This window comes from Pseudomonas sp. SIMBA_067, from assembly GCF_046534675.1.
GTDB lineage: Bacteria > Pseudomonadota > Gammaproteobacteria > Pseudomonadales > Pseudomonadaceae > Aquipseudomonas > Aquipseudomonas putida.
In genome coordinates, this window is sequence record NZ_JAWRYH010000007.1 from 339,261 (window position 1) to 358,234 (window position 18,974).

Consider the following 18,974-nt stretch of genomic DNA (forward strand, 5'->3'; position numbering starts at 1 on the left):
CTACAGGGGCCGCGGTGGCCGGGCGATGGGCTGCACAGCAGCTCCAATAACCCCACTCTATACTGCGAGAACCACCCCAGCCTCTACCAGGGAGGCGGTTGCGTGAGTTCTCGAATCCCTCTGCTGCTGTGCCTTCTGCTGGCGCTCGCCGGTTGCGCGGGCAAGCGCCCGCCTGCCCCGCCACCCCCTGCGGTGCTCACGCCCGCCGCCTGGCAACGCATCGACCAGGAACTGATCGATGCCTCGGTCGGCGCCGCCGGTTCGGCCAACGACTATGCCCGGCGCTCCATGCGGGTGTGGCGGGAGCAGGTACAACAGCGCACTGAAAGTGACTTCATCCCCTGGTTCACCGGCTACTGGACCCAACAGTGGCTGACCCTCAAGGTGGCCTGGTACAAACTGGACAGTGGCAAAGGCCGGGAACCTGCGGAAAAGCGCCTGGCCCTGTACCTGCAGGAGCAGTACCACGAGCGGGTGATCGAGCCGGTGGCCGAACAGATCAACCCCGAGGGCATCCGCGACCGGGCCTGCGAGCTGTACCTGCAACTGTTCGGCCAGCAGCTGCCAGCCATCATCAGCCGCTACAACGCACCGCCCGAGCAGCTCAGCCAGCGCCTCAACCGGATCCCCGCCATCGCCCTGGGGCCACCGGATGCCCGCAATGCCAGTCTGTATCAACTGCTACGGGCCAAGCCGCTGGACCAGCAGCCGGCCTGGCAAGCCATGCGCCAGCACCTTCACCAACTGGCCAGCAAAGGCCCCGGGAAGACCGATATCGGGCTGAATTCGGTGGCCACCCAGGCGAGCGACAAGCTCGGCGCTACCCTGGCCCCACGCGGCATCGCCAGCGCCGTGGCATCGGCAGTCGGCAAAGTGGCAGGGGCCATGATTTCGATCGCCGCGGCCGGCTACGGCATGATGACCCATGACCGCGAACAGCCGCAGATGGTCGAGCAGTTGCGGGTGATCCTCAACGTGGCACTGAACCAGGAATGGCAGGAGTTGATGGAGAACCGCCAGAGCGGGGCAATGGCTGGGGTGTATTATCTGTCGGGGCAGGTTGAGGACAGCTTGCTGGCCAGCATGCCGCGGCCAGCCGAGCAACCGGCGGAGCAGCAGGTGAAGCAGCAGCAAGAACCTTTGATCATCCGCCTGCCGCCTTAGGCGGTAGCCATGGCCGAGCTAGGCAGCCCAAACACCCGGTCAAACGCCCAGTTGTAGGCAAAGGTGTAACAAGGCACCAGAATGATGAATGCCATGTCCACCAGCAGCGCTTCAACCAGCGTCATGTCCAGCCACCAGGCAATCAGCGGGATCAGGTACACCACCAGGGTCAGCTGAAAACCGATGGCATGCGCCACTCGGCGCCCCACGCTGCGACCGCGCTTGGCCTGGCGGCTCTCCCAGTGTTCAAACAGGGTGTTGTAGACCAGGTTCCAGAGCATGGCGATGGTGGTGATCATGACCGCCAGTGGCCCGGTATGCGACGCCTGGGTGTCCGACAGGTAGGCCAGCCCGAGGGTCGACATACACAGCCCGATCAATTCATAGAAAGTCACGTAGACCAGTTTGCGTTTCAGTCCCTGCACCCGGGGTTACCTCCAATGACAATAGCGATGGGGCGAGATCATGCTTCATCGTGCTTGACAGCAAAAGTCAGCAGCTGTCAGATCTACTGACAGGAGGCTGCCATGAACTTTTCCAGCGACAACATCCAGCTGTTTCTTGCCGTGCTCGACCGCGGCTCGTTTTCCGCCGCCGCACGCGCCCTGCAGCGGGTGCCGTCGGCCGTGAGCATGGCCATCGGCAACCTTGAGGCCGAACTTGGCTACAGTCTGTTCGAACGTGGCTCGCGTGAAGTTCGCCCAACCGCACAAGCCCTGGCCCTGGAGCCACACGCCAGGCTGATTGCCGAGCAACTGGGGCTGCTGCAGGTTCATGCCCAGGAGCTGTCCCAGGGTTTGGAAAGCAGCTTGAGCGTGGCCGTTGTGCCAGACATCGATCACCGCCCCTTGCTGGCGGCCATCGCCCGCCTGGGCGAGCGCCACCCGTTGCTGGACATCGCCCTGCTCAGCGCCCCGCACGAAGAAGCCCTGCATCTGCTGGACAGTGGGCGGGCCGACCTCTGTGTGGCCTTTGCCGGCCTGCAGGTCGATGCCCGCCGAGGCTTCCAGCACATCGGCATGGAGTCGCTGGTGGCGACCCTGTCGCCCACCCACCCGGCCTTGCGCGAGGGGCGCATTCACTACCTCGAAGACCTGACCCGGGTGCGCCAGATTCTTGTTCGCAGCCGCGACCTGCCGCTGGCCGACCCGCGCCCGCTGATTGGTGCAACGCATTGGTCCACCGACAGCTTCGACCTGGCATTGCAGATGGTCGAAGCCGGCCTGGGCTGGGGCGACCTGCCGCTGTCGCGGGTCGCGCCGCTACTGGCCAGCGGACGCCTGGTACGCCTGGATTTTCGCAATACCCGCAACGAGTTGCAGCTGCCGGTACACATTTTTTGGCGCAAACAACAACCGCTGCAGCAGGCTGCACGGCTGTTGATTGAACAGCTGGCGAATCAGTGACTGCCGCCTGTCGAAACGCCCCTAAGAAATTACTGTAAGTGCTTCAATCTTTTACCCCTTGGGCCGATATCCAGATCGACAGGCCCCGCATCGCGTCATGAGCGTGCTGCGCCCTCCCCTCATTGGCTCAAGGTCTCGAAACATGAACCTGAAATTTCGCCACAAGATCCTGCTCAGCGCCTGCGGCGTCGTGGTCCTGGCATTTGCCCTGTTCACGCTCTACAACGACTACCTGCAACGCAACACCATTCGCCAGAACATCGAAGCCTCGGTGCAGCAGTCCGGTGCACTGACCGCCAGCAGCGTGCAAAACTGGATGAGCGGGCGCATCCTGGTGCTGGAAAACCTGGCCCAGGACATCGGCCAGCAAGGTGCCGGCGAGACCCTGGCCGGGCTGATCGAGCAGCCTTCCTACACGCGCAATTTCCTGTTCACCTACCTGGGCCAGGCCAACGGGGTGTTCACCCAGCGCCCGGACACCCAGATGCCTGCCGGTTACGACCCCCGCCAGCGCCCGTGGTATGGCGCCGCCGCCAACGCCGGGCAAACCGTGCTGACAGCCCCTTACCAGGGCGCCGTCGGTGGCCTGATGGTGACCATCGCCACCCCGGTGAAGAGCAAGAACAATGGCGAACTGCTGGGTGTGGTCGGTGGTGACGTGACCCTCGACACCCTGGTCGAAATCATCAACTCGGTCGATTTCGGTGGCATCGGCCATGCCTTCCTGGCCGACGCCAATGGCCAGGTGATTGTCAGCCCAGAGAAAGACCAGGTGATGAAGAACCTCAAGGACATCTACCCCGGGAGCAATCTGCGGGTTGCCGCCGGCATGCAGGATGTCACCCTGAACGGCCAGGACCGCATCATCTCCTTCGCCCCGGTGGCCGGGCTGCCGTCGGCGCAGTGGTACATCGGTCTGTCGATCGACAAAGACAAGGCTTACGCCGCGCTCAGCCAGTTCCGCACCTCGGCGATCATCGCCATGCTGATTGCCGTGGCGGCCATCGCCGGCCTGCTCGGCCTGCTGATCCCGGTGCTGATGAGCCCGCTGACCACCATGGGCCGCGCCATGCGCGACATCGCCGAGGGTGAAGGTGACCTTACCCGCCGCCTGACCGTGCAGAACAAGGACGAGTTCGGCGAGCTGGCCACCTCGTTCAACCGCTTTGTCGAGCGCATCCATGCCTCGATCAGCGAAGTGTCTTCGGCCACCCGCCTGGTGCATGACCTGTCGGAGAAAGTGGTCAGCGCGTCCAACGCCTCGATCAGCGGTTCTGAAGAACAGAGCATGCGCACCAACAGCGTGGCCGCCGCCATCAACGAGCTGGGTGCCGCCACCCAGGAAATCGCCCGCAACGCCGCCGATGCCTCGCAGCATGCCAGCGGCGCCAGCGAGCAGGCCCACGGCGGACGTGAAGTGGTCGAGGAAGCGATCAGCGCCATGACCGCCCTGTCGCAGCGCATCAGCGAATCCTGCGCGCAGATCGAAACGCTTAACGCCAGCACCGACGAAATCGGCAAGATCCTCGACGTGATCAAGGGCATCTCGCAGCAAACCAACCTGCTGGCCCTGAACGCCGCCATCGAGGCGGCCCGTGCCGGTGAAGCTGGCCGTGGTTTTGCCGTGGTGGCCGACGAAGTGCGCAACCTGGCGCACCGCACCCAGGAATCGGCGGAAGAGATTCACCGCATGATCACCAGCCTGCAAGTAGGCTCGCGCGAAGCGGTGCACACCATGAACACCAGCCAGGTGTCCAGCGAGCAGACTGTGCAGGTGGCCAACCAGGCCGGTGTGCGCCTGGCCAGCGTGACCCAGCGCATTGGCGAAATCGATGGCATGAACCAGTCGGTGGCTACCGCCACCGAAGAACAGACTGCCGTGGTCGAGAGCCTGAACCTGGACATTACCCAGATCAACGCCCTGAACCAGCAGGGTGTGGAAAACCTCAACGACACCCTGCGCCATTGCGACCAGCTGGCCCAGCAGGCCGGGCGCTTGAAGCAACTGGTGGGCAGCTTCAGGATTTAAGCCCTGTCATAGACGGCAACGGCCACCGCCTGTTGCCGCCTGTACTGGCCCAATCGCCGGCAAGCCAGCTCCCACAGCCAAAGCGCTGACCATAAGCCCTGAATATCCCTGTGGGAGCTGGCTTGCCGGCGATTGGGCTGCGCAGCAGCCCCTTATGCCACCGCCGCCTTGACGGCCCTGCCCCGCCGCACCCAGGCAAGCAACACCGCCGCCATCAGCACGAACCCCAGGTAGCCAAAGAACGGGTACACCTCGCCCACCAGGCTGATGAACCCCACCAGGCTGCAACCAAACGCCACCACCCCGCTAACCACCGAGCCCCAGCGGAACTTCGCCGTGCCCGCCGGCAGCAGCCGTGAAAGGAACGAGAACAACGTACCCACCGCGGTGTTGACGATCATGCCGAAGATGATCAGGCACATCACCAGCCCCAGCAGCGGCGACACCTCGCTAGCAATCGACAGCATCGGCATGGGCAAGTCGGCCACGCTGTCCAGGCGCGACAACAGCCCGGCACTCATCACCAGCATCAGGCCACCCAGCGCCGCGCCGCCGAGCAGGCCACCCCACATTGCGGTTTTCTCGCCCTTGGCCGAGCCGCCTAGAATGGCCAGGATCGGCGCGCCGGCCACAATGTTGTAACACACATACAGGAACGCGCCCAGCAGCCAGTGGCGGGTGCCGGCTTGTTGCTGGCTGGCCAGGTGATCGAGCGCGGCGAAGCTCTGCTCGCGGGTGAATACGGCATACAACGCGATTGCCGACGCCACCAGAATCAACAGCGGGGTGATGGCGCCAATGGCCAGGATCACCTTGCGCACGTCCAGGCACACGATGCCCACCACCACCAGCGTTACCAGCACGCTGCCGGTGAGTGCCGGAATGCCGAACTGCTGCTCCAGCAGCGCACCACCGCCGGCCAGCATGACCACGGTGACGGCGAACATGAAAAAGGTGATCAGCCAGTCGACGAACAGGCCCAGGTGGCGGCCGCAGATGGCCTGGATCACATCCTTGTGCGATGTGGCCTGCTGGCGGTTGCCCAACGCCGCCAGGGCCATGCCGAGGAAGGTGAACAGGGCGGCGCTGACCAGTGCGCCGACCAGCCCCCACACGCCGAAGTCGACAAAGAACAACAACAGTTCCCGCCCTGAAGCGAACCCTGCCCCCACGATCACGCCGACAAATGCGCCGGCAATCTTCAGTTGCTCTTGCATGTGAACCTCTGGATTTATTGTTGTTGTCTTACTGCCACCCCATATCTCTTGTAGGAGCAGCCTTGCGCTGCGAAGAGGCCGGTAAGGTCGTTGCAAGCGCTTTGGCTTTACTGGCCTCTTCGCAGCGCAAGGCTGCTCCTACAAAAGCTTCGTGCTTGGTTACTCGCCGCCGACAAACGCCTGCACTTCAATCTCCACATCCACCCCCAGCGCCAAGGCCGAGGCCACGGTCGAACGCACCGGCAGCGCCGCGCCGAAGAACTCTTTGTAGACCTCGTTGAAACCGGCGAAATGGCTCATGTCCGACAGCCATACCGTGGCCTTTACCACTTGATCGAAGCGCGCGCCGCAAGCCGCCAGGCTTTCGGCGATGCGCTCGCAGGCTGCGCGGGTCTGGGCCTGGATATCACCGCGCACTACTTCACCACTGGTGCTCATCGGCACCTGGCCGGAGAGGAACAGAAAACCACCCGCCTTCACCGCACGGGAAAACGGAAACGGCAGGCTGCTGGGGAAACGCTGGATGTCATTGCTCATGAGATGCTCCTTTCAAGGTTGCTGGAAACGGGCCGGGGACAGGCGCTCGGGCGCCACCCCCTGGCTGACAAGACCAGGACACAGGGGGTGGCCAAGCAGCAGGTCGGCGGCCAGGCGCGAGGCGCCGGCGGCCGACTGGATGCCATAGCCACCTTGCGCCGCCAGCCAGAAAAACGCGGGGGCGTGTGCATCGAAACCGATCACCAGGTCCCCGTCGGCAACGAATGAGCGCAGCCCGGCCCAGGTGTGGCTGGGGCGGCGGATCGCCAAGGTGGTCATGGCTTCGATGTTGTAGATGCCCAAGGCGACGTCGAGCTCTTCGGGCGCGGCGTCCTGGGGTTCGACCGGGTCGGCATTGGCTGGCGACCCCAGCAACTGGCCGGCGTCGGGCTTGAAGTAGAAGCTTTCGTCGACGCCGATCACTGCTGGCCAGCGGGCGAAGTCCTGGTCTGCCGGGCCGGGGAAGGTGAACGCGCTGCGCCGGCAAGGTTGCAGGCCGATGCGCGCCACGCCGCACTGCTCGGCCACGCGGTCAGCCCAGGCGCCAGCAGCGTTCACCAACTGACGGGCCTGCACCCGGCTGCCGTCACCCAGCTCCACCTGCCACAGGCCGTCCAGGTACGAGGCCTGGACAAGCTCGGCGTTGCAGCGCAGCTCTCCGCCGGCGGCGCGATAACCGCGCAAGAAGCCTTGGTGCAGGGCGTGAACGTCCAGGTCCATGGCACCCGGTTCAAGCACTGCCCCGGCCAGGGTTTCGCCACGCAGGCTGGGCACCAGGGCCAGGGCGGCGTCACGGTCAAGCAGGCGGACTTCGGTGCCATTGGCCAGGTTCTGCGCATGGGTCTGCTCAAGCAGCTCGCGCTGCTCCACGCTGGCCACATACAGGCAGCCGCGAGGTTCCAGCAGCGGATGCTCACAGAAGCCTTGCGGCGGCGTTTCGTAAAAGGCCCGGCTGGCGCGGGTCAGTGCCTGGATCTGCGCGGTGCCGTAGGCCTCCATGAACATGGCCGCCGAGCGCCCGGTGGAGTGGTAACCAGGCTGTGATTCGCGCTCGAGCACCAGTACGCGCTGCTGGCCAGCCAGGCGATAGCCCAGCGACGCACCGGCAATGCCGGCACCGATGATCAGGGTGTCGTAGGTTGGGGTCATGCACGCTCCTGCCAGGCTAATTATCATTTATGAGAATTCTAATATATGAGAATTTAGAAATACGCAAGTGTCCAAGGTAAGATGCCCGACCAACGCCTATGCCGAGAGCCCTGAATGCCCGCTGCCCTACCCCTGCTTGACCGCACTGTAGTCGGCCAGCGCCTGCGCCAGGTGCGCAAGGCGCGCCAGATGACACTCAAGCAGTTGTCCGAAGCCAGTGGCGTACCGGTGTCCACCCTGTCGAAGATGGAGCTGGCACAAGTCTCGGTCAGCTACGAGAAGCTGGCTGCCGCCGCACGGGCGTTGAATGTCGACATTGCCCAGTTGTTTCGCGCCGGCGGTACGGTCACCACCCCGGTGCCGGTGACCGTGGTGGTCGACTCGCTACCTGCAGCGGCGGGGTACTCCACCGGCACCTACGACTACCACCCCATTGCTGGCGACTTCCCCGAGCGGCGCATGACCCCGGCCTATGCCCGCATCATCGCCCGCGAACGGGGCCAGTTCGACGACTTTATCCGCCACCCCGGGCAAGAGTTCGCCCTGGTGCTGAGCGGGCGCGTGCGCATCGAGTTCGAAACCGGTGAAGCCGTGAGCATCGGGCCGCAGGAAACCGCGTACTTCGACAGCCAAGTGGGGCACATCTACCTGTCGGAAAGCGAGGATGGCGGGGACGCGCATGTGATGGTGGTGATGACCGATCGCTGAAGGCGCCCGGTTATAACCTAATAACGAACAAGTCTATTTGGCTATAAAAAAATCTATATGCTGGCTGCATCCGATAACGGGCAAAGATGGGCAGTCGAGTAGCGTATGGATGTAGGTTCTTTCGGTTTCACCATTGCTGGCCTGGTCGTGGGTTTCATCGTCGGCATGACCGGCGTCGGTGGCGGCTCGCTGATGACCCCGATCCTGTTGTGGTTTGGCATCAGCCCGGCGACGGCCGTCGGTACCGACCTGCTCTATGCGGCAATTACCAAAGCCAGTGGCGTCTGGGTGCATGCGCGCCACAAGAACATCGACTGGAAGATCACCGGCCTGCTCAGCCTGGGCAGCGTGCCCGCCGCAGCGCTGACGCTGTGGTTCCTCAACACCCTGCACACCGACACCTCGGCGCTCAACGCCATCATCAAGCAGGGCCTGGCGGTGGTACTGATCCTGACCGCGCTGGCCATCCTGTTCAAATCACGCCTGCAGGCTTTTGCCAGCCGCCATGCCGGTGACCACTACCACCTCAGCGACCGTAGCCTGAACACCCTTACCGTGCTTACTGGCGTGGTACTGGGGGTAATGGTCACCCTCACCTCCATCGGTGCTGGCGCACTGGGTACGGTGGCGCTGTTCCTGCTGTACCCGTTTCTGGTCACGCGCCGCCTGGTCGGTACCGAAATCGCTCATGCCGTGCCGCTCACCCTCGTAGCAGGCCTGGGCCACGCCGGCATGGGTAACATGGACTGGTCGTTGCTGGGTTACCTGCTGCTGGGCTCGCTGCCGGGCATATACCTGGGCAGCCACCTCACCGGACGGATCTCCGACCGCGTGCTGCGTCCATGCCTGGCGGCGATGCTGCTGCTGATCGGCTACAAGCTGGCGTTCTGACCTTCAGCCCAGGCGCAGGCGCCACTGCCCGGTAAAGCTCAGCTCAAGGCGCGAAAGCGGCAGCACGTCGATACGCTGGCTGGCCTGCATCGGGCACCCCAACACCTGTACCAGCACGGCGCGCATGACCATCGGGTGAGTCACCGCCAGCCACTCACCCGGCGTGTCGAAAGCCGCCAGCCAGGTGGCCACACGCTGGCATAGCGCAGCAAACGACTCCCCACCATGCACCGCACTGGCAGGGTCCTGCAGCCAGTCTGCCAACGCCTGCGGTTGTTCGGTTTGCAACTGCTTCAACGGCAAACCCTGCCAACGCCCCAGGTCGCAATCGGCCAATGCCGGCTCGATCTGCGCCGGCCCCGACAACCACGCCGCCGTCTCGCAGGCTCGCCGCTCTGGCGCAGTCAGCACCTGCATGCCGGGCACGATGGCGTCGGGGTGTTGGGTCAACGGCAAGATGCCGTCATCTGCACGGTGCAGGTGCCCGGTCTTCTGGGCCTGGGTCAGGGCATGGCAGATCAGGGTAAGGCGGACGGCTTTCACCGGGGCTCTCTCGCAGCAGGCAGGGGCCCATGGTTTAGCATGCTGCGAGGCTTTTGGCTGCAACGATGTCGCCGCCCGCACAAACGCGTATCCCTTGTAGGCGCGTTCAGTTCATAAATGGGCAACCACCTGCACCAGACCCCACACCGGCAGCGCCCCCACCAATGCCACCGCCAGCCGCGGCCAGTACGGCAGCAACATCACCAGCACCAACCCCGCCAGCGACAGCACGCCGAACCAGGCCACCGGCCCCATGGCCCAGCCCCAGGCCTGGGCACACAGCGTCAGGCTCGCCAGCAACGCCAACCAACCGGCACTGCGCAGGCTGATCCTCCACGCGCGCGGGCAGGTGCGATTCCACACCTGTTTGTAATGCCGCTCCAGCCCCTGGCACAGCCCGAGCATACCGGCATAAGCGAACAGCACTGCGCCTGCAATCCACATCATCATGCCTCGGCCTCCTGTTGCCGCCCTGTGCGGGCCTTCTGCTGCACCGGTTGTGCTTGCCGCACCCGCCAGGCCACCAGCCCAACCAACACGCCCAGTACCAAGGCACAGGCCGCTACGCCCAGGCGCATGGCGTCTTCGAGGCCGCCAAACGCACCCAGGCCGATGCACAGCAACGCCGTCAGCAACAGTTGCTCGGCCCATGCCCGGCGTGCCGGCCTGACACCCGCATGCAACAGCGACAGCAGCCATACACCAAAGAATGCACGTACTTCCCAGCTCTCCCGCTGTACCAGTTCCACCGGCAACAAGCGGCTGGCCCACAGCAGCCCGACGCACGCCAGCAGCAAACCGCTGATGAAGCCCACGTTGCACACCTCTGCCACCCGGTACCAGCGCCGTGCCGAAGCATCGGCAGTGGCATTGACATACTTGCGCCCGCGCTTCACGCAGAACAGCACCAGGCCGCTGGCGATCATCAGGCAGCTGACCAGCCCGCACACGAAGTACAGCCAGCGCATCGGATAGCCGCCGAACTGCGCGAAGTGCAGGCCGACCATGACCCGTTGGGTCAAAGGCACCGCGCGCCATTCAGGCACGTCACTGAGCAGTTGCCCGCTGACGCCATCGAAGACCATGGCCTGCCCCTTGGCCAGCGCGATGCGATTGCCCAGTTCGGGGCGGATTTCGACACGTGCCGCCGCCGTGTTCGGGTTGCGGATATTCAAGCCGCCAATCGGCCCGAGCCGCGCCTCGGCCTGGGCCAACAGCGGTGCGACATCCACCAGCGCGGCCGGCTGCCTGGCCAGGCCACGGGGCTGTTCCACGCGAGCATTGCCTTGGGCCTGGAAGTAGGCGCGTGTGTCGCCGGCAAAGAGCGCATCGATCCCGGCGGGGATGTAGATGAGCATGAATATCACCAGGCCGGTGTAGGTGATCATCAGGTGGAACGGCAGCAACAGCACCGCACTGGCGTTGTGGAAATCCAGCCACGAGCGCTGGCCCTTGTTCGGCCGGAAGGTGAAGAATTCCTTGAAGATCTTCTTGTGAATGACAATGCCGGTAATCAAGGCCGCAAGCATCACCAGCGCCAACGCGCCGACGACGAAAATGCCCCAGTTGCGTGGCAGGTCGAGGGTGAAGTGAAAGCGGAAGAAGAAGTTGCCGCCGACACTGTCGCGCACCTCGATGGCCTCGCCGGTGCGCGGGTCGAGTTGTACGCCACCGCCGTGGCGGCGCTCGCCGGTAGACACGCGCAACCCGGGCGCGCGTTCGCTCGGCAGGCTGATCCCCCAGTTGCCGGCCTGCGGTTCATGGGCCTGCAGGTAGTTGATAGCGCGCCGGGCAGCGTCGGCCTGGGACACCTGGGTGGCCGGGATTTCCGGCTGCATCCAGTGGTTGAGCTCCTTGTCGAACACCGCCAGGGTGCCGGTGACGAAGATGGCGAACAACAGCCAGCCGAAGATCAGCCCGGCCCAGGTGTGCAGCCAGGCCATCGATTGGGTGAAAGTGTTCTTCATGCCAGCCGCTCCATTACCTGCGGCCAGAAACCGATCAGGGCAAGGGGCGCAGCCAGTGCCAGCGGCGCCCAGGCGCGCAGGGCATCACGGCAGGCGAAGGCCCAGAGGATGGCGACGGTGTAGAAAATGAACGCCGGCAGGGTCGCGACAATGACCGCATCGGCGGCAGATAGCGGCAGGATGCGGGCCAGGCAGGCACTGGCGGCGTAGCTGAGGGCGTAGCCGCCGAGCAGTGCGGCGGCGCTGCGGGAGAGTAGTTGTAGCCAGGCAGGGGCTTTGATCATCGGAGGGTTCCTTGAGGTCCGGTGATGAGGCCAGGGCTGCATAGCGGCCCCTTGGATCAGAAGTTGATATTCAGCGCAGCAAACACCGCCCTGCCCGGCTGGTTATACGTGTTGGCCCCCGAACTACTGGCGTTGCCGCCACGCAGGATCTGCTTGTCGAACACGTTGTTCACGCCCACCCGCACGTCGTAGTTGGCGTTGAACTTGTACCCGGCGCTCACGTCCACCAGGCCATAGGCCTCGACGTCCTGCTGCGCGGCCTTGTCGTAGTCTTGCTGGGTGCGGTAGTTGTAGGTCGGCGACTTCTGTTGACCGAAGTAAGTACCCGCCACCTGGAACGACAGCTGCTCCGTGGCGCGCCAGTCAAGGGTGGTGTTGACGGTATATTCCGGGATCACCGACAGCGGTTCGCCAGTCTCGCGATTGTCGTTGTCGAGCATCCAGGTCAGGTTGGTGTTCCAGTCCAGGGTCGGCGTCAGCTCGATGAAGAAGTTGCCTTCGATACCTTCCACCCGCGCCTTGCCGGCGTTTTCCCACTGGGTCACGCGGCGGCCGCTGTTGATGGCATAGAGCACATCGGTACCGCCGATGATCTTGTTCTTGTAGTCATTGCGGAAGTAGGTGGCGCTGGTACGCCAGGTGCCGCGGTCGTACAGCAGGCCAATCTCCTTGTTGACGCTGATTTCCGGCTTGAGGTCGGCGTTACCCTGCAGGTAGCAGCCACCGGAGTTGGTCTGCTCCACACTGCAGCCTTGGCCGCGGCTGTAGAGCAAGTAATTGGGGTTGGACTGATACAGGTTCGGCACCTTGTAGGCGCGAGCAATGCCGCCTTTGACCGACAGCGCCTCGGTGAGCTTGTGCGACAGGTTCAGGCTGGGGCTGAAGTTGTCGCCAAACATCTCGTGATGGTCAAAACGCAAGCCAGGCGTCACCGTCGTGTCGCCGATGACGATATTGTCCTCGACGAACAATGCGTAGCTTCTGGCGGTCATCTTCGATTCGCTGCGGTCGAAACCGCTGATCGCGTCACTGCCCGAGCCACTCGGGTCGAAGCTCTGCGGACGGAACGAGCCCTGGTCGTTGAGCGACTCGTACAGGTACTCGCCCCCCAGGGTCAGCACATGCTCGGTGCTGCCCAAGGCGAACGGCAAGTTGACCTCACTGTTCAAGCGCGTGTTACGCAACCGCGACATCGCCGCGCCGCTGTCGTTGATCGCCCCTTCCGGGCCACCGGCCAAACCCTCGTTGAGGCGCCAGTTGCGCACGTATTCGTAGGCCAGAGTGGTCTTGCTGGTACCCCAGGTGAAGTCGCCCAGGTGGGTCAGGTCATAGGTGCTGCGCTGCATGACGTTGGTTTCGTGGCCATACAGGCTGGAAATCAGTGCGACGTCGCTGCCGCCGTTGCTGTTCATGGTGTCGCCAGCATAGATATTGCCCTGCCGGCTGTAGCCTGCACTGGCTTCGAAGCGGTGCTCGTCGTTCAGCTTCCAACTGAGCAGGCCGTTGATGTCCTTGTTGCGCACACCCTCACGGCCGGCAACCAGTGCGCTGTTGGCGTGGCTGGCGTTGATATCGAGGTCGTCAGCGTCAGTCTTGGCCAGGCCGCCGAACAGCCGGAAACCAAGGTTATCGGTGAGGCCGCCACCGAGGTTGAAGTTGGCGCGGCGGCTGGCACCCTCGGCACTGTCTTCCGGCAACTGGGTGAACAGGCTGACGCTGCCCTTGAGCTCGTCGGTGGGGCGTTTGGTGATGATATTCACCACCCCGCCCATGGCGCCGGAGCCATAGCGAGCGGCGGCCGGGCCACGCAAGATCTCGATACGCTCGACTGCCTCGGCGGGCACCCAGTTGGTTTCACCACGGGTATCACGGTCACCGTTCCAGCCATAACGCACGGCGTTGCGGGCGCTGGAGGGCTTGCCATCGATGAGGATCAGGGTATTTTCCGGACCCATGCCCCGCAGGTCGATCTGCCGGTTGTTGCCGCGTGCGCCGCTGGCGCTGTTGCCGGTCAGGTTGACGCCGGGCTCGCGGCGGATGATATCGGACAGGTCATTGGATGGCGGGTGGCGCTTGATGTCGTCGGCGGTGATGATCGACGAACCCAAGGCCTGACGCGCCTCGCGCTCGGCGGTGATCAGGGTGTCCTGAATCACCAGCGCGTTGTCGGCAACCGGCACTTCCAGCACCTCACCCGTGCGCTGCTCTTCAGCCTGGGCCGCGGTGGCCACCACGGCCGGTGACGCCAGCGCAACGAACGCCAAGGCCAGGCTGTTGGGTGAAGTTCTGCACTGCATGGGTACATCTCCTGCGATTCATGAGCGAAACGGCACATCCCTGTCGGAAACCGGGAGCCCTCGCCCACCGGCCTCGCAAACACAGTCTGGTGGCCAACAGAGGTGGTAAATATAGGGAATCGCAAATGAGAGTAAATCGTATTTACGAAGTTTACATGTTTGTAACCGAACTTTGCTGAAGCGCGCGGTAGAGCGCCGTATTCCCGCTCACACAGAATCCTGGTCATGCTGAAGTAATTGGCTTCTGCACTGGCTACACTTGCCTTCCTCTAACCCGAGCCATCTGTTCATGCTCCCAGCCACGCTGATTTTCCTGTTCACCCTGACCCTGGTCATCTGGCAACCCAAAGGCCTCGGCGTCGGCTGGAGTGCCACCTTCGGTGCGCTGCTGGCCCTGCTGTGCGGTGTGGTGTCACTGCACGATATCCCCACCGTCTGGGCAATCATCTGGAACGCCACCGCCACCTTCATCGCCCTGATCGTCATCAGCCTGTTGCTGGACGAAGCCGGTTTCTTCGCCTGGACGGCGCTGCATGTGGCGCGTTGGGCCCGAGGCGACGGGCGTCGCCTGTTTGCCTTCATGGTGCTGCTGGGGGCAGCGGTATCCGCGCTGTTCGCCAACGATGGCGCAGCACTGATCCTTACCCCCATCGTCATGTCGATGCTGCTGGCGCTGCGCTTTTCCCCCACGGCAACCCTCGCCTTCGTGATGGGCGCCGGTTTTATCGCCGACACCGCAAGCCTGCCGTTGGTGGTATCGAACCTGGTAAACATCGTGTCGGCGGACTACTTCGGGCTCGGCTTCAACGCCTACGCCGCCGTGATGGTGCCGGTGAACCTGGTGGCGGTAGCGGCCACGCTGCTGGTGCTGTGGCTGTATTTTCGCCGTGACATCCCATTGCGGTACGCCACCGACGACCTGCAGTTGCCTGCCCTGGCAGTGCGCGATCGCGCCACGTTCCGTGCGGGCTGGGTGGTACTGGTGGTGTTGCTGGCCGCGCTGTTCGTGCTGGAGCCGCTGGGCATCCCGGTCAGCGCGGTGGCCTCGGCCTGCGCCGCCGTGCTGTTTGCCGTGGCCGCCCGCGGCCACGTGATTTCAACCCGCCGCGTGCTGCGCGAAGCACCGTGGCAGATCGTGGTGTTTTCGCTGGGGATGTACCTGGTGGTGTACGGGCTGCGCAATGCCGGCCTGACCGACGCCCTTGCCGGGGTACTGGACTGGCTCGCCGGGCATGGGCTGTGGGCGGCTACGCTGGGCACCGGGCTGATTGCGGCGCTGCTCTCGTCGCTGATGAACAACCTGCCCAGTGTGCTGATCGGCGCCTTGTCGATCCATGCCAGCGAAGCCCAAGGCGTGGTGCGCGAGGCGATGATCTACGCCAATGTCATCGGCTGCGACCTGGGACCGAAGATCACCCCGATAGGCAGCCTGGCCACGTTGCTGTGGCTGCATGTGCTGGCGCGCAAAGGGGTGGTGATCGGCTGGGGGTATTACTTCAAGGTCGGCGTACTGCTGACCGTGCCAGTGCTGCTGGTGACCTTGGCGGCCCTGGCACTTTGGTTGAGTGTTTGAGGTAGCCGGACGGTTTGCATCCTGCGCCCGGGCTCCTACAGTTTGAATCGTAGGAACACTGCCGAGCCCCCAGATGCGCAGCAATGAAGACAGCAGCTCCGCCAATGCCACCCGAACCCTGCCTAAGATCCCGCGCAGTGTCTGGGCGCTGGGTTTTGTGTCGATGTTCATGGACATTTCCTCGGAGATGATCCACGCCCTGCTGCCGCTGTACATGGTCACCGTGCTCGGCACTTCGGTGGTGGCGGTGGGTGTTATCGAAGGTATCGCCGAGGCAACCGCCTCGATCAGCAAAGTGTTTTCCGGTGCCCTCAGCGACCGCCTGGGCAAGCGCAAGCTGCTGACGGTGCTCGGCTATGGCCTGGGGGCGCTGACCAAGCCGGTATTCCCCATGGCCTCCGGGCTGGAGTGGCTGACCGCAGCACGTTTCGTCGACCGGGTCGGCAAAGGCATTCGTGGGGCGCCGCGCGACGCGCTGGTGGCGGATGTCACGCCCCCCGAGTTGCGTGGCGCCGCCTTCGGCCTGCGCCAGGCGCTGGATACGGTTGGCGCTTTCCTCGGGCCATTGCTGGCGATCGTGCTGATGTGGCTGACCGCAAGCCATTTCCAGACGGTGTTCTGGGTGGCGGTGCTGGTGCTGATGGCGCTGGCCTACTCGGTGTCGGCCTACCCTGCCGGAGTGCTGTCGGACCGCCTGGGGCGCCACGGCGTGCTGATGACGGGGCTGGGGATGCTGATCGCCGCCGACCTGTTGCTGGCCCTGCTGCCTGGCTGGACGGCGCTGGCCCTGGGGGTTGCCGCCTGGGGGCTGCACCTGGGCTTCACCCAGGGCATCTTCGCGGCCATGATCGCCGACAGCGCACCCGCCAACCTGCGCGGGACCGCCTTCGGCCTGTTCAACCTGCTGACCGGGGTGGCACTGCTGGCGGCCAGCGTGGTGGCAGGGTTGTTGTGGGATGGTGCGGGGTTCCAGGCAACCTTCCTGGTCGGCGCAGGGCTTGCCAGCACCACCCTGGTGGGGGTGATGCTGTTACGGTGAGCACACCGGACTAGGCCAACGCCGGTTCCTGCTTGAGCAACGACCAGCCCCCGCGCCCATCCACCTCAAGCCGGTGAGTATGGAACCCCGCCAGTGTGCTGCGATGGCCAACACTGACCAGCAGCGCACCCGGCATTTCCGTACGCAGCAGCGAATACAGGGCGTGCTCGAGCCCTTCGTCCATCGCCGAAGTGGACTCGTCGAGGAACACTACCTGAGGCCGGTTGAACAGCACCCGTGCGAACGCCAGGCGCTGCTGCTCACCCACCGAGAGAATATGCGACCAGTCGCAACTGACCCCCAGCCGCTCCGCCAGATGAGCCAGGTTGACCTGGCGCAAGGCCTGTTGCATACGTATTTCGTCCTCGGGCTTGCTGGCTGCCGGGTAGGCGATGGCCGCCCGCAAGTCGCCCAGGGGCAGGTAGGGGCGCTGCGACAGGAACAACGCCTGATGGCCTGGCGGGCGCCTGATCTTACCTTCAGCGTATGGCCAAAGGCCCGCCAGGGCTCGTAGCAGCGTGGTTTTACCACTGCCCGACGGGCCCTTGATCAACAATGCCTGACCGGCGTGCAGGCTCAGGTCAAGGTCAGCGACAAGCGCATGCCCGTCTGGCCGCAGTACCTGCAGATCAGTGATTTCCAACGCATGTTGCTGAGCCTCGGTGGTGACACGCGGCAAGGCGCTCGCCTGCTCGTTGGCATCAAGAAAACCGGTCAGACGGTCGAGGGTGGCCCGGTATTGAGCGAATGCATCGTAAGATTCGCGGAAGAACGACAATGAATCCTGCACCTGGCCAAAGGCCTGGGCGGTCTGCATGACGTCACCCAACTTGATCGCACCGCTGAAGAAGCGTGGCGCCTGGAGTATAAACGGGAACACCACGGCAACCTGGCTAACACCCAGGTTGAAACCACTGAATTTCAGGTTCCGGAACACCAGCGCCCAGGCATTGACGATCAAGGCGCCAAAGCGGCCCAGCAACGTGCCACGCTCCACCAAGGCGCCTTGGTAGAAGGCAATGTTCTCGGCATTCTCGCGCAGGCGCATCAGCGCATAGCGAAAGTTGGCGGTGAGTTTTTCATTGAGGAAGTTCAGGCGGATCAACGGGCGCCCAAGGCGGAAGGCAATCCAGGTGGCAACGATGACATACAGGTACACGGCAAACACCATCGCCCGGGGGACTTCCACACCGGCAACCGCCAGCGGTGCCGACAGCGACCAGAGGATCCCGGTGAAGGCCACCAGCGACACCAGTGCACTGACAGCGCCCAAGGCCAGGGTGACCGAGTTGGTGACAAATGCATTGGCATCCAGCTCGATGCGCTGGTCAGGGTTGTCCACCGGCTCGGCCAGAAACTGACCACGGTAGTAGGCATCGCCATGCATCCAGTCGTGGGTCAGGCGCTCGGTAAGCCAGACCCGCCAACGAATGCTGAATGCCTGGGTTACATAGAAGGTGAACAGCGAGCGCAGCACGTGGATGGTGGCCAGTACGGCAAAGACGCCGAGCATGTACCAGAAGGCGGATTGATCCAGGCCTTGCAAGGCACTGTAGAAGCCGTTGTACCAGAACGAGAACAGTACGTTCAGGCGCACCGAGAACAGCGTCAACACCAGCAACAGCGCAAACACCAATAGTGGCCGCCAACTGCGCCTGAAACTGAAGTAGGGCCCGGCAAGCTGCCAGAACTGGCTGCCCCAGCGTGTGCAACGGACAGCCAGTGTCGCGGCAGCGGTAAAGCAGACAAGGGTGATGAACGAAGCGATTGCCAACCATCTCAGGCTCTCTTGCAGGGCCTGGTGCCAGTTCATGTCCATGGTGGGTATCCGTGCTGAGTATTTCCGCGAGCGTAGCATTGCCCTACGGATCATCAGGCATTAATGACGTACATTTCATGATCCTGACCTGTTTCCGCGGCCCCTGTAGGAGCAGCCTTGTGCTGCGAAGAGGCCATTGCAACCCAAGATAATCTTTAGCCTTACCGGCCTCTTCGCAGCACAAGGCTGCTCCTACAGGAGTCGGCCAGAACTGGGGATATTTGCGCCGCAAAGACAAAACCCCTACCTGCATGCGCAGATAGGGGTTTTGCGAAATGAATCTTGACGATGACCTACTCTCACATGGGGAAACCCCACACTACCATCGGCGATGCATCGTTTCACTACTGA

At 63.6% G+C, this 18,974-nt stretch carries 17 protein-coding genes; 7 read left to right on the forward strand and 10 right to left on the reverse strand.

Going from position 1 to position 18,974, the window contains the following annotated elements; genetic code table 11:
* Positions 1 to 102 precede the first annotated feature (102 nt).
* Positions 103 to 1,164, forward strand: coding sequence for a hypothetical protein (locus SB765_RS17810; protein ID WP_410931691.1), 1,062 nt, complete (start codon positions 103 to 105; stop codon positions 1,162 to 1,164).
* Here SB765_RS17810 and SB765_RS17815 read toward each other — a convergent pair.
* Entirely contained in the window at positions 1,161 to 1,589 is a 429-nt protein-coding gene (locus SB765_RS17815) for a PACE efflux transporter (RefSeq protein WP_016500576.1), read from the reverse strand. The genes SB765_RS17810 and SB765_RS17815 overlap by 4 nt on opposite strands.
* A 102-nt stretch (positions 1,590 to 1,691) precedes the next feature.
* Between SB765_RS17815 and SB765_RS17820 the strand changes: the two genes are divergently transcribed.
* Positions 1,692 to 2,570 (forward strand): LysR family transcriptional regulator, encoded by an 879-nt coding sequence (locus SB765_RS17820; protein WP_410911317.1) that lies wholly within the window; start codon positions 1,692 to 1,694, stop codon positions 2,568 to 2,570.
* 142 nt (positions 2,571 to 2,712) lie between these two features.
* Positions 2,713 to 4,599, forward strand: a complete 1,887-nt coding sequence (gene mcpA / locus SB765_RS17825) for a methyl-accepting chemotaxis protein McpA (RefSeq protein WP_410911319.1) — start codon at positions 2,713 to 2,715, stop codon at positions 4,597 to 4,599.
* Between the two features lie 152 nt (positions 4,600 to 4,751).
* On the opposite strand, the gene SB765_RS17830 is transcribed toward mcpA, so the two are convergent.
* The 3 genes from SB765_RS17830 to SB765_RS17840 all read right to left on the reverse strand — a co-directional run bounded on the left by SB765_RS17830 (position 4,752) and on the right by SB765_RS17840 (position 7,502).
* Positions 4,752 to 5,816: a hypothetical protein gene (locus SB765_RS17830; protein ID WP_410931692.1), complete on the reverse strand. Its 1,065-nt coding sequence runs from the start codon at positions 5,814 to 5,816 to the stop codon at positions 4,752 to 4,754.
* Between the two features lie 159 nt (positions 5,817 to 5,975).
* On the reverse strand, positions 5,976 to 6,353 hold the full coding sequence (locus tag SB765_RS17835) for a RidA family protein (RefSeq protein ID WP_410931693.1): 378 nt from the start codon (positions 6,351 to 6,353) through the stop codon (positions 5,976 to 5,978).
* Positions 6,354 to 6,365: 12 nt separating this feature from the next.
* Positions 6,366 to 7,502 carry an NAD(P)/FAD-dependent oxidoreductase gene (locus SB765_RS17840; protein ID WP_410931694.1) on the reverse strand — a complete coding sequence of 379 codons (1,137 nt, stop codon included), beginning with the start codon at positions 7,500 to 7,502 and terminating at the stop codon, positions 6,366 to 6,368.
* Positions 7,503 to 7,616: 114 nt separating this feature from the next.
* On the opposite strand from SB765_RS17840, the gene SB765_RS17845 reads away from it, so the two are divergent.
* Both SB765_RS17845 and SB765_RS17850 read left to right on the forward strand, forming a co-directional pair.
* Positions 7,617 to 8,210: a helix-turn-helix domain-containing protein gene (locus SB765_RS17845; RefSeq protein ID WP_049275195.1), complete on the forward strand. Its 594-nt coding sequence runs from the start codon at positions 7,617 to 7,619 to the stop codon at positions 8,208 to 8,210.
* Positions 8,211 to 8,315: 105 nt separating this feature from the next.
* On the forward strand, positions 8,316 to 9,101 hold the full coding sequence (locus SB765_RS17850) for a sulfite exporter TauE/SafE family protein (RefSeq protein WP_043204391.1): 786 nt from the start codon (positions 8,316 to 8,318) through the stop codon (positions 9,099 to 9,101).
* A 3-nt stretch (positions 9,102 to 9,104) separates the two neighbouring features.
* On the opposite strand, the gene SB765_RS17855 is transcribed toward SB765_RS17850, so the two are convergent.
* The 5 genes from SB765_RS17855 to SB765_RS17875 all read right to left on the reverse strand — a co-directional run bounded on the left by SB765_RS17855 (position 9,105) and on the right by SB765_RS17875 (position 14,192).
* A complete protein-coding gene (locus tag SB765_RS17855; RefSeq protein ID WP_410931695.1) occupies positions 9,105 to 9,644 on the reverse strand; it encodes a histidine phosphatase family protein in 540 nt (179 codons plus the stop codon).
* Between the two features lie 111 nt (positions 9,645 to 9,755).
* Entirely contained in the window at positions 9,756 to 10,094 is a 339-nt protein-coding gene (locus tag SB765_RS17860) for a DUF3325 domain-containing protein (RefSeq protein ID WP_341798127.1), read from the reverse strand.
* On the reverse strand, positions 10,091 to 11,611 hold the full coding sequence (locus SB765_RS17865) for a PepSY-associated TM helix domain-containing protein (RefSeq protein WP_410931696.1): 1,521 nt from the start codon (positions 11,609 to 11,611) through the stop codon (positions 10,091 to 10,093). The genes SB765_RS17860 and SB765_RS17865 overlap by 4 nt, the downstream gene beginning before the upstream one ends.
* Positions 11,608 to 11,895 carry a hypothetical protein gene (locus tag SB765_RS17870; protein WP_028613446.1) on the reverse strand — a complete coding sequence of 96 codons (288 nt, stop codon included), beginning with the start codon at positions 11,893 to 11,895 and terminating at the stop codon, positions 11,608 to 11,610. Before SB765_RS17870 ends, SB765_RS17865 begins: the two co-directional genes overlap by 4 nt.
* 56 nt (positions 11,896 to 11,951) lie before the next feature.
* A complete protein-coding gene (locus tag SB765_RS17875; RefSeq protein WP_410931697.1) occupies positions 11,952 to 14,192 on the reverse strand; it encodes a TonB-dependent siderophore receptor in 2,241 nt (746 codons plus the stop codon).
* A 289-nt stretch (positions 14,193 to 14,481) separates the two neighbouring features.
* Here SB765_RS17875 and SB765_RS17880 point away from each other — a divergent pair, with 289 nt between their 5' ends.
* Together SB765_RS17880 and SB765_RS17885 are read left to right on the forward strand one after the other, a co-directional pair.
* Complete coding sequence (locus SB765_RS17880) at positions 14,482 to 15,765, forward strand: arsenic transporter (RefSeq protein ID WP_096425860.1); 1,284 nt, start codon at positions 14,482 to 14,484, stop codon at positions 15,763 to 15,765.
* A gap of 73 nt (positions 15,766 to 15,838) precedes the next feature.
* Positions 15,839 to 16,804, forward strand: coding sequence for an MFS transporter (locus tag SB765_RS17885; protein WP_410931698.1), 966 nt, complete (start codon positions 15,839 to 15,841; stop codon positions 16,802 to 16,804).
* A gap of 10 nt (positions 16,805 to 16,814) precedes the next feature.
* Here SB765_RS17885 and SB765_RS17890 read toward each other — a convergent pair whose 3' ends face one another.
* The gene (locus SB765_RS17890) at positions 16,815 to 18,623 is read right to left on the reverse strand and encodes an ABC transporter ATP-binding protein/permease (protein WP_410931699.1); all 1,809 of its coding nucleotides are present in this window, start codon (positions 18,621 to 18,623) and stop codon (positions 16,815 to 16,817) included.
* Positions 18,624 to 18,974: the final 351 nt, after the last annotated feature.

Excerpts from the sequence above, each read along its gene's own strand:
- SB765_RS17820 (WP_410911317.1), top strand. The coding sequence starts at position 1,692 with ATGAACTTTTCCAGCGACAACATCCAGCTGTTTCTTGCCGTGCTCGAC.
- mcpA (WP_410911319.1), top strand. The coding sequence starts at position 2,713 with ATGAACCTGAAATTTCGCCACAAGATCCTGCTCAGCGCCTGCGGCGTC.
- SB765_RS17830 (WP_410931692.1), bottom strand. The coding sequence starts at position 5,816 with ATGCAAGAGCAACTGAAGATTGCCGGCGCATTTGTCGGCGTGATCGTG.
- SB765_RS17835 (WP_410931693.1), bottom strand. The coding sequence starts at position 6,353 with ATGAGCAATGACATCCAGCGTTTCCCCAGCAGCCTGCCGTTTCCGTTT.
- SB765_RS17840 (WP_410931694.1), bottom strand. The coding sequence starts at position 7,502 with ATGACCCCAACCTACGACACCCTGATCATCGGTGCCGGCATTGCCGGT.
- SB765_RS17845 (WP_049275195.1), top strand. The coding sequence starts at position 7,617 with ATGCCCGCTGCCCTACCCCTGCTTGACCGCACTGTAGTCGGCCAGCGC.
- SB765_RS17850 (WP_043204391.1), top strand. The coding sequence starts at position 8,316 with ATGGATGTAGGTTCTTTCGGTTTCACCATTGCTGGCCTGGTCGTGGGT.
- SB765_RS17860 (WP_341798127.1), bottom strand. The coding sequence starts at position 10,094 with ATGATGATGTGGATTGCAGGCGCAGTGCTGTTCGCTTATGCCGGTATG.
- SB765_RS17865 (WP_410931696.1), bottom strand. The coding sequence starts at position 11,611 with ATGAAGAACACTTTCACCCAATCGATGGCCTGGCTGCACACCTGGGCC.
- SB765_RS17870 (WP_028613446.1), bottom strand. The coding sequence starts at position 11,895 with ATGATCAAAGCCCCTGCCTGGCTACAACTACTCTCCCGCAGCGCCGCC.
- SB765_RS17875 (WP_410931697.1), bottom strand. The coding sequence starts at position 14,192 with ATGCAGTGCAGAACTTCACCCAACAGCCTGGCCTTGGCGTTCGTTGCG.
- SB765_RS17880 (WP_096425860.1), top strand. The coding sequence starts at position 14,482 with ATGCTCCCAGCCACGCTGATTTTCCTGTTCACCCTGACCCTGGTCATC.
- SB765_RS17885 (WP_410931698.1), top strand. The coding sequence starts at position 15,839 with ATGCGCAGCAATGAAGACAGCAGCTCCGCCAATGCCACCCGAACCCTG.
- SB765_RS17890 (WP_410931699.1), bottom strand. The coding sequence starts at position 18,623 with ATGGACATGAACTGGCACCAGGCCCTGCAAGAGAGCCTGAGATGGTTG.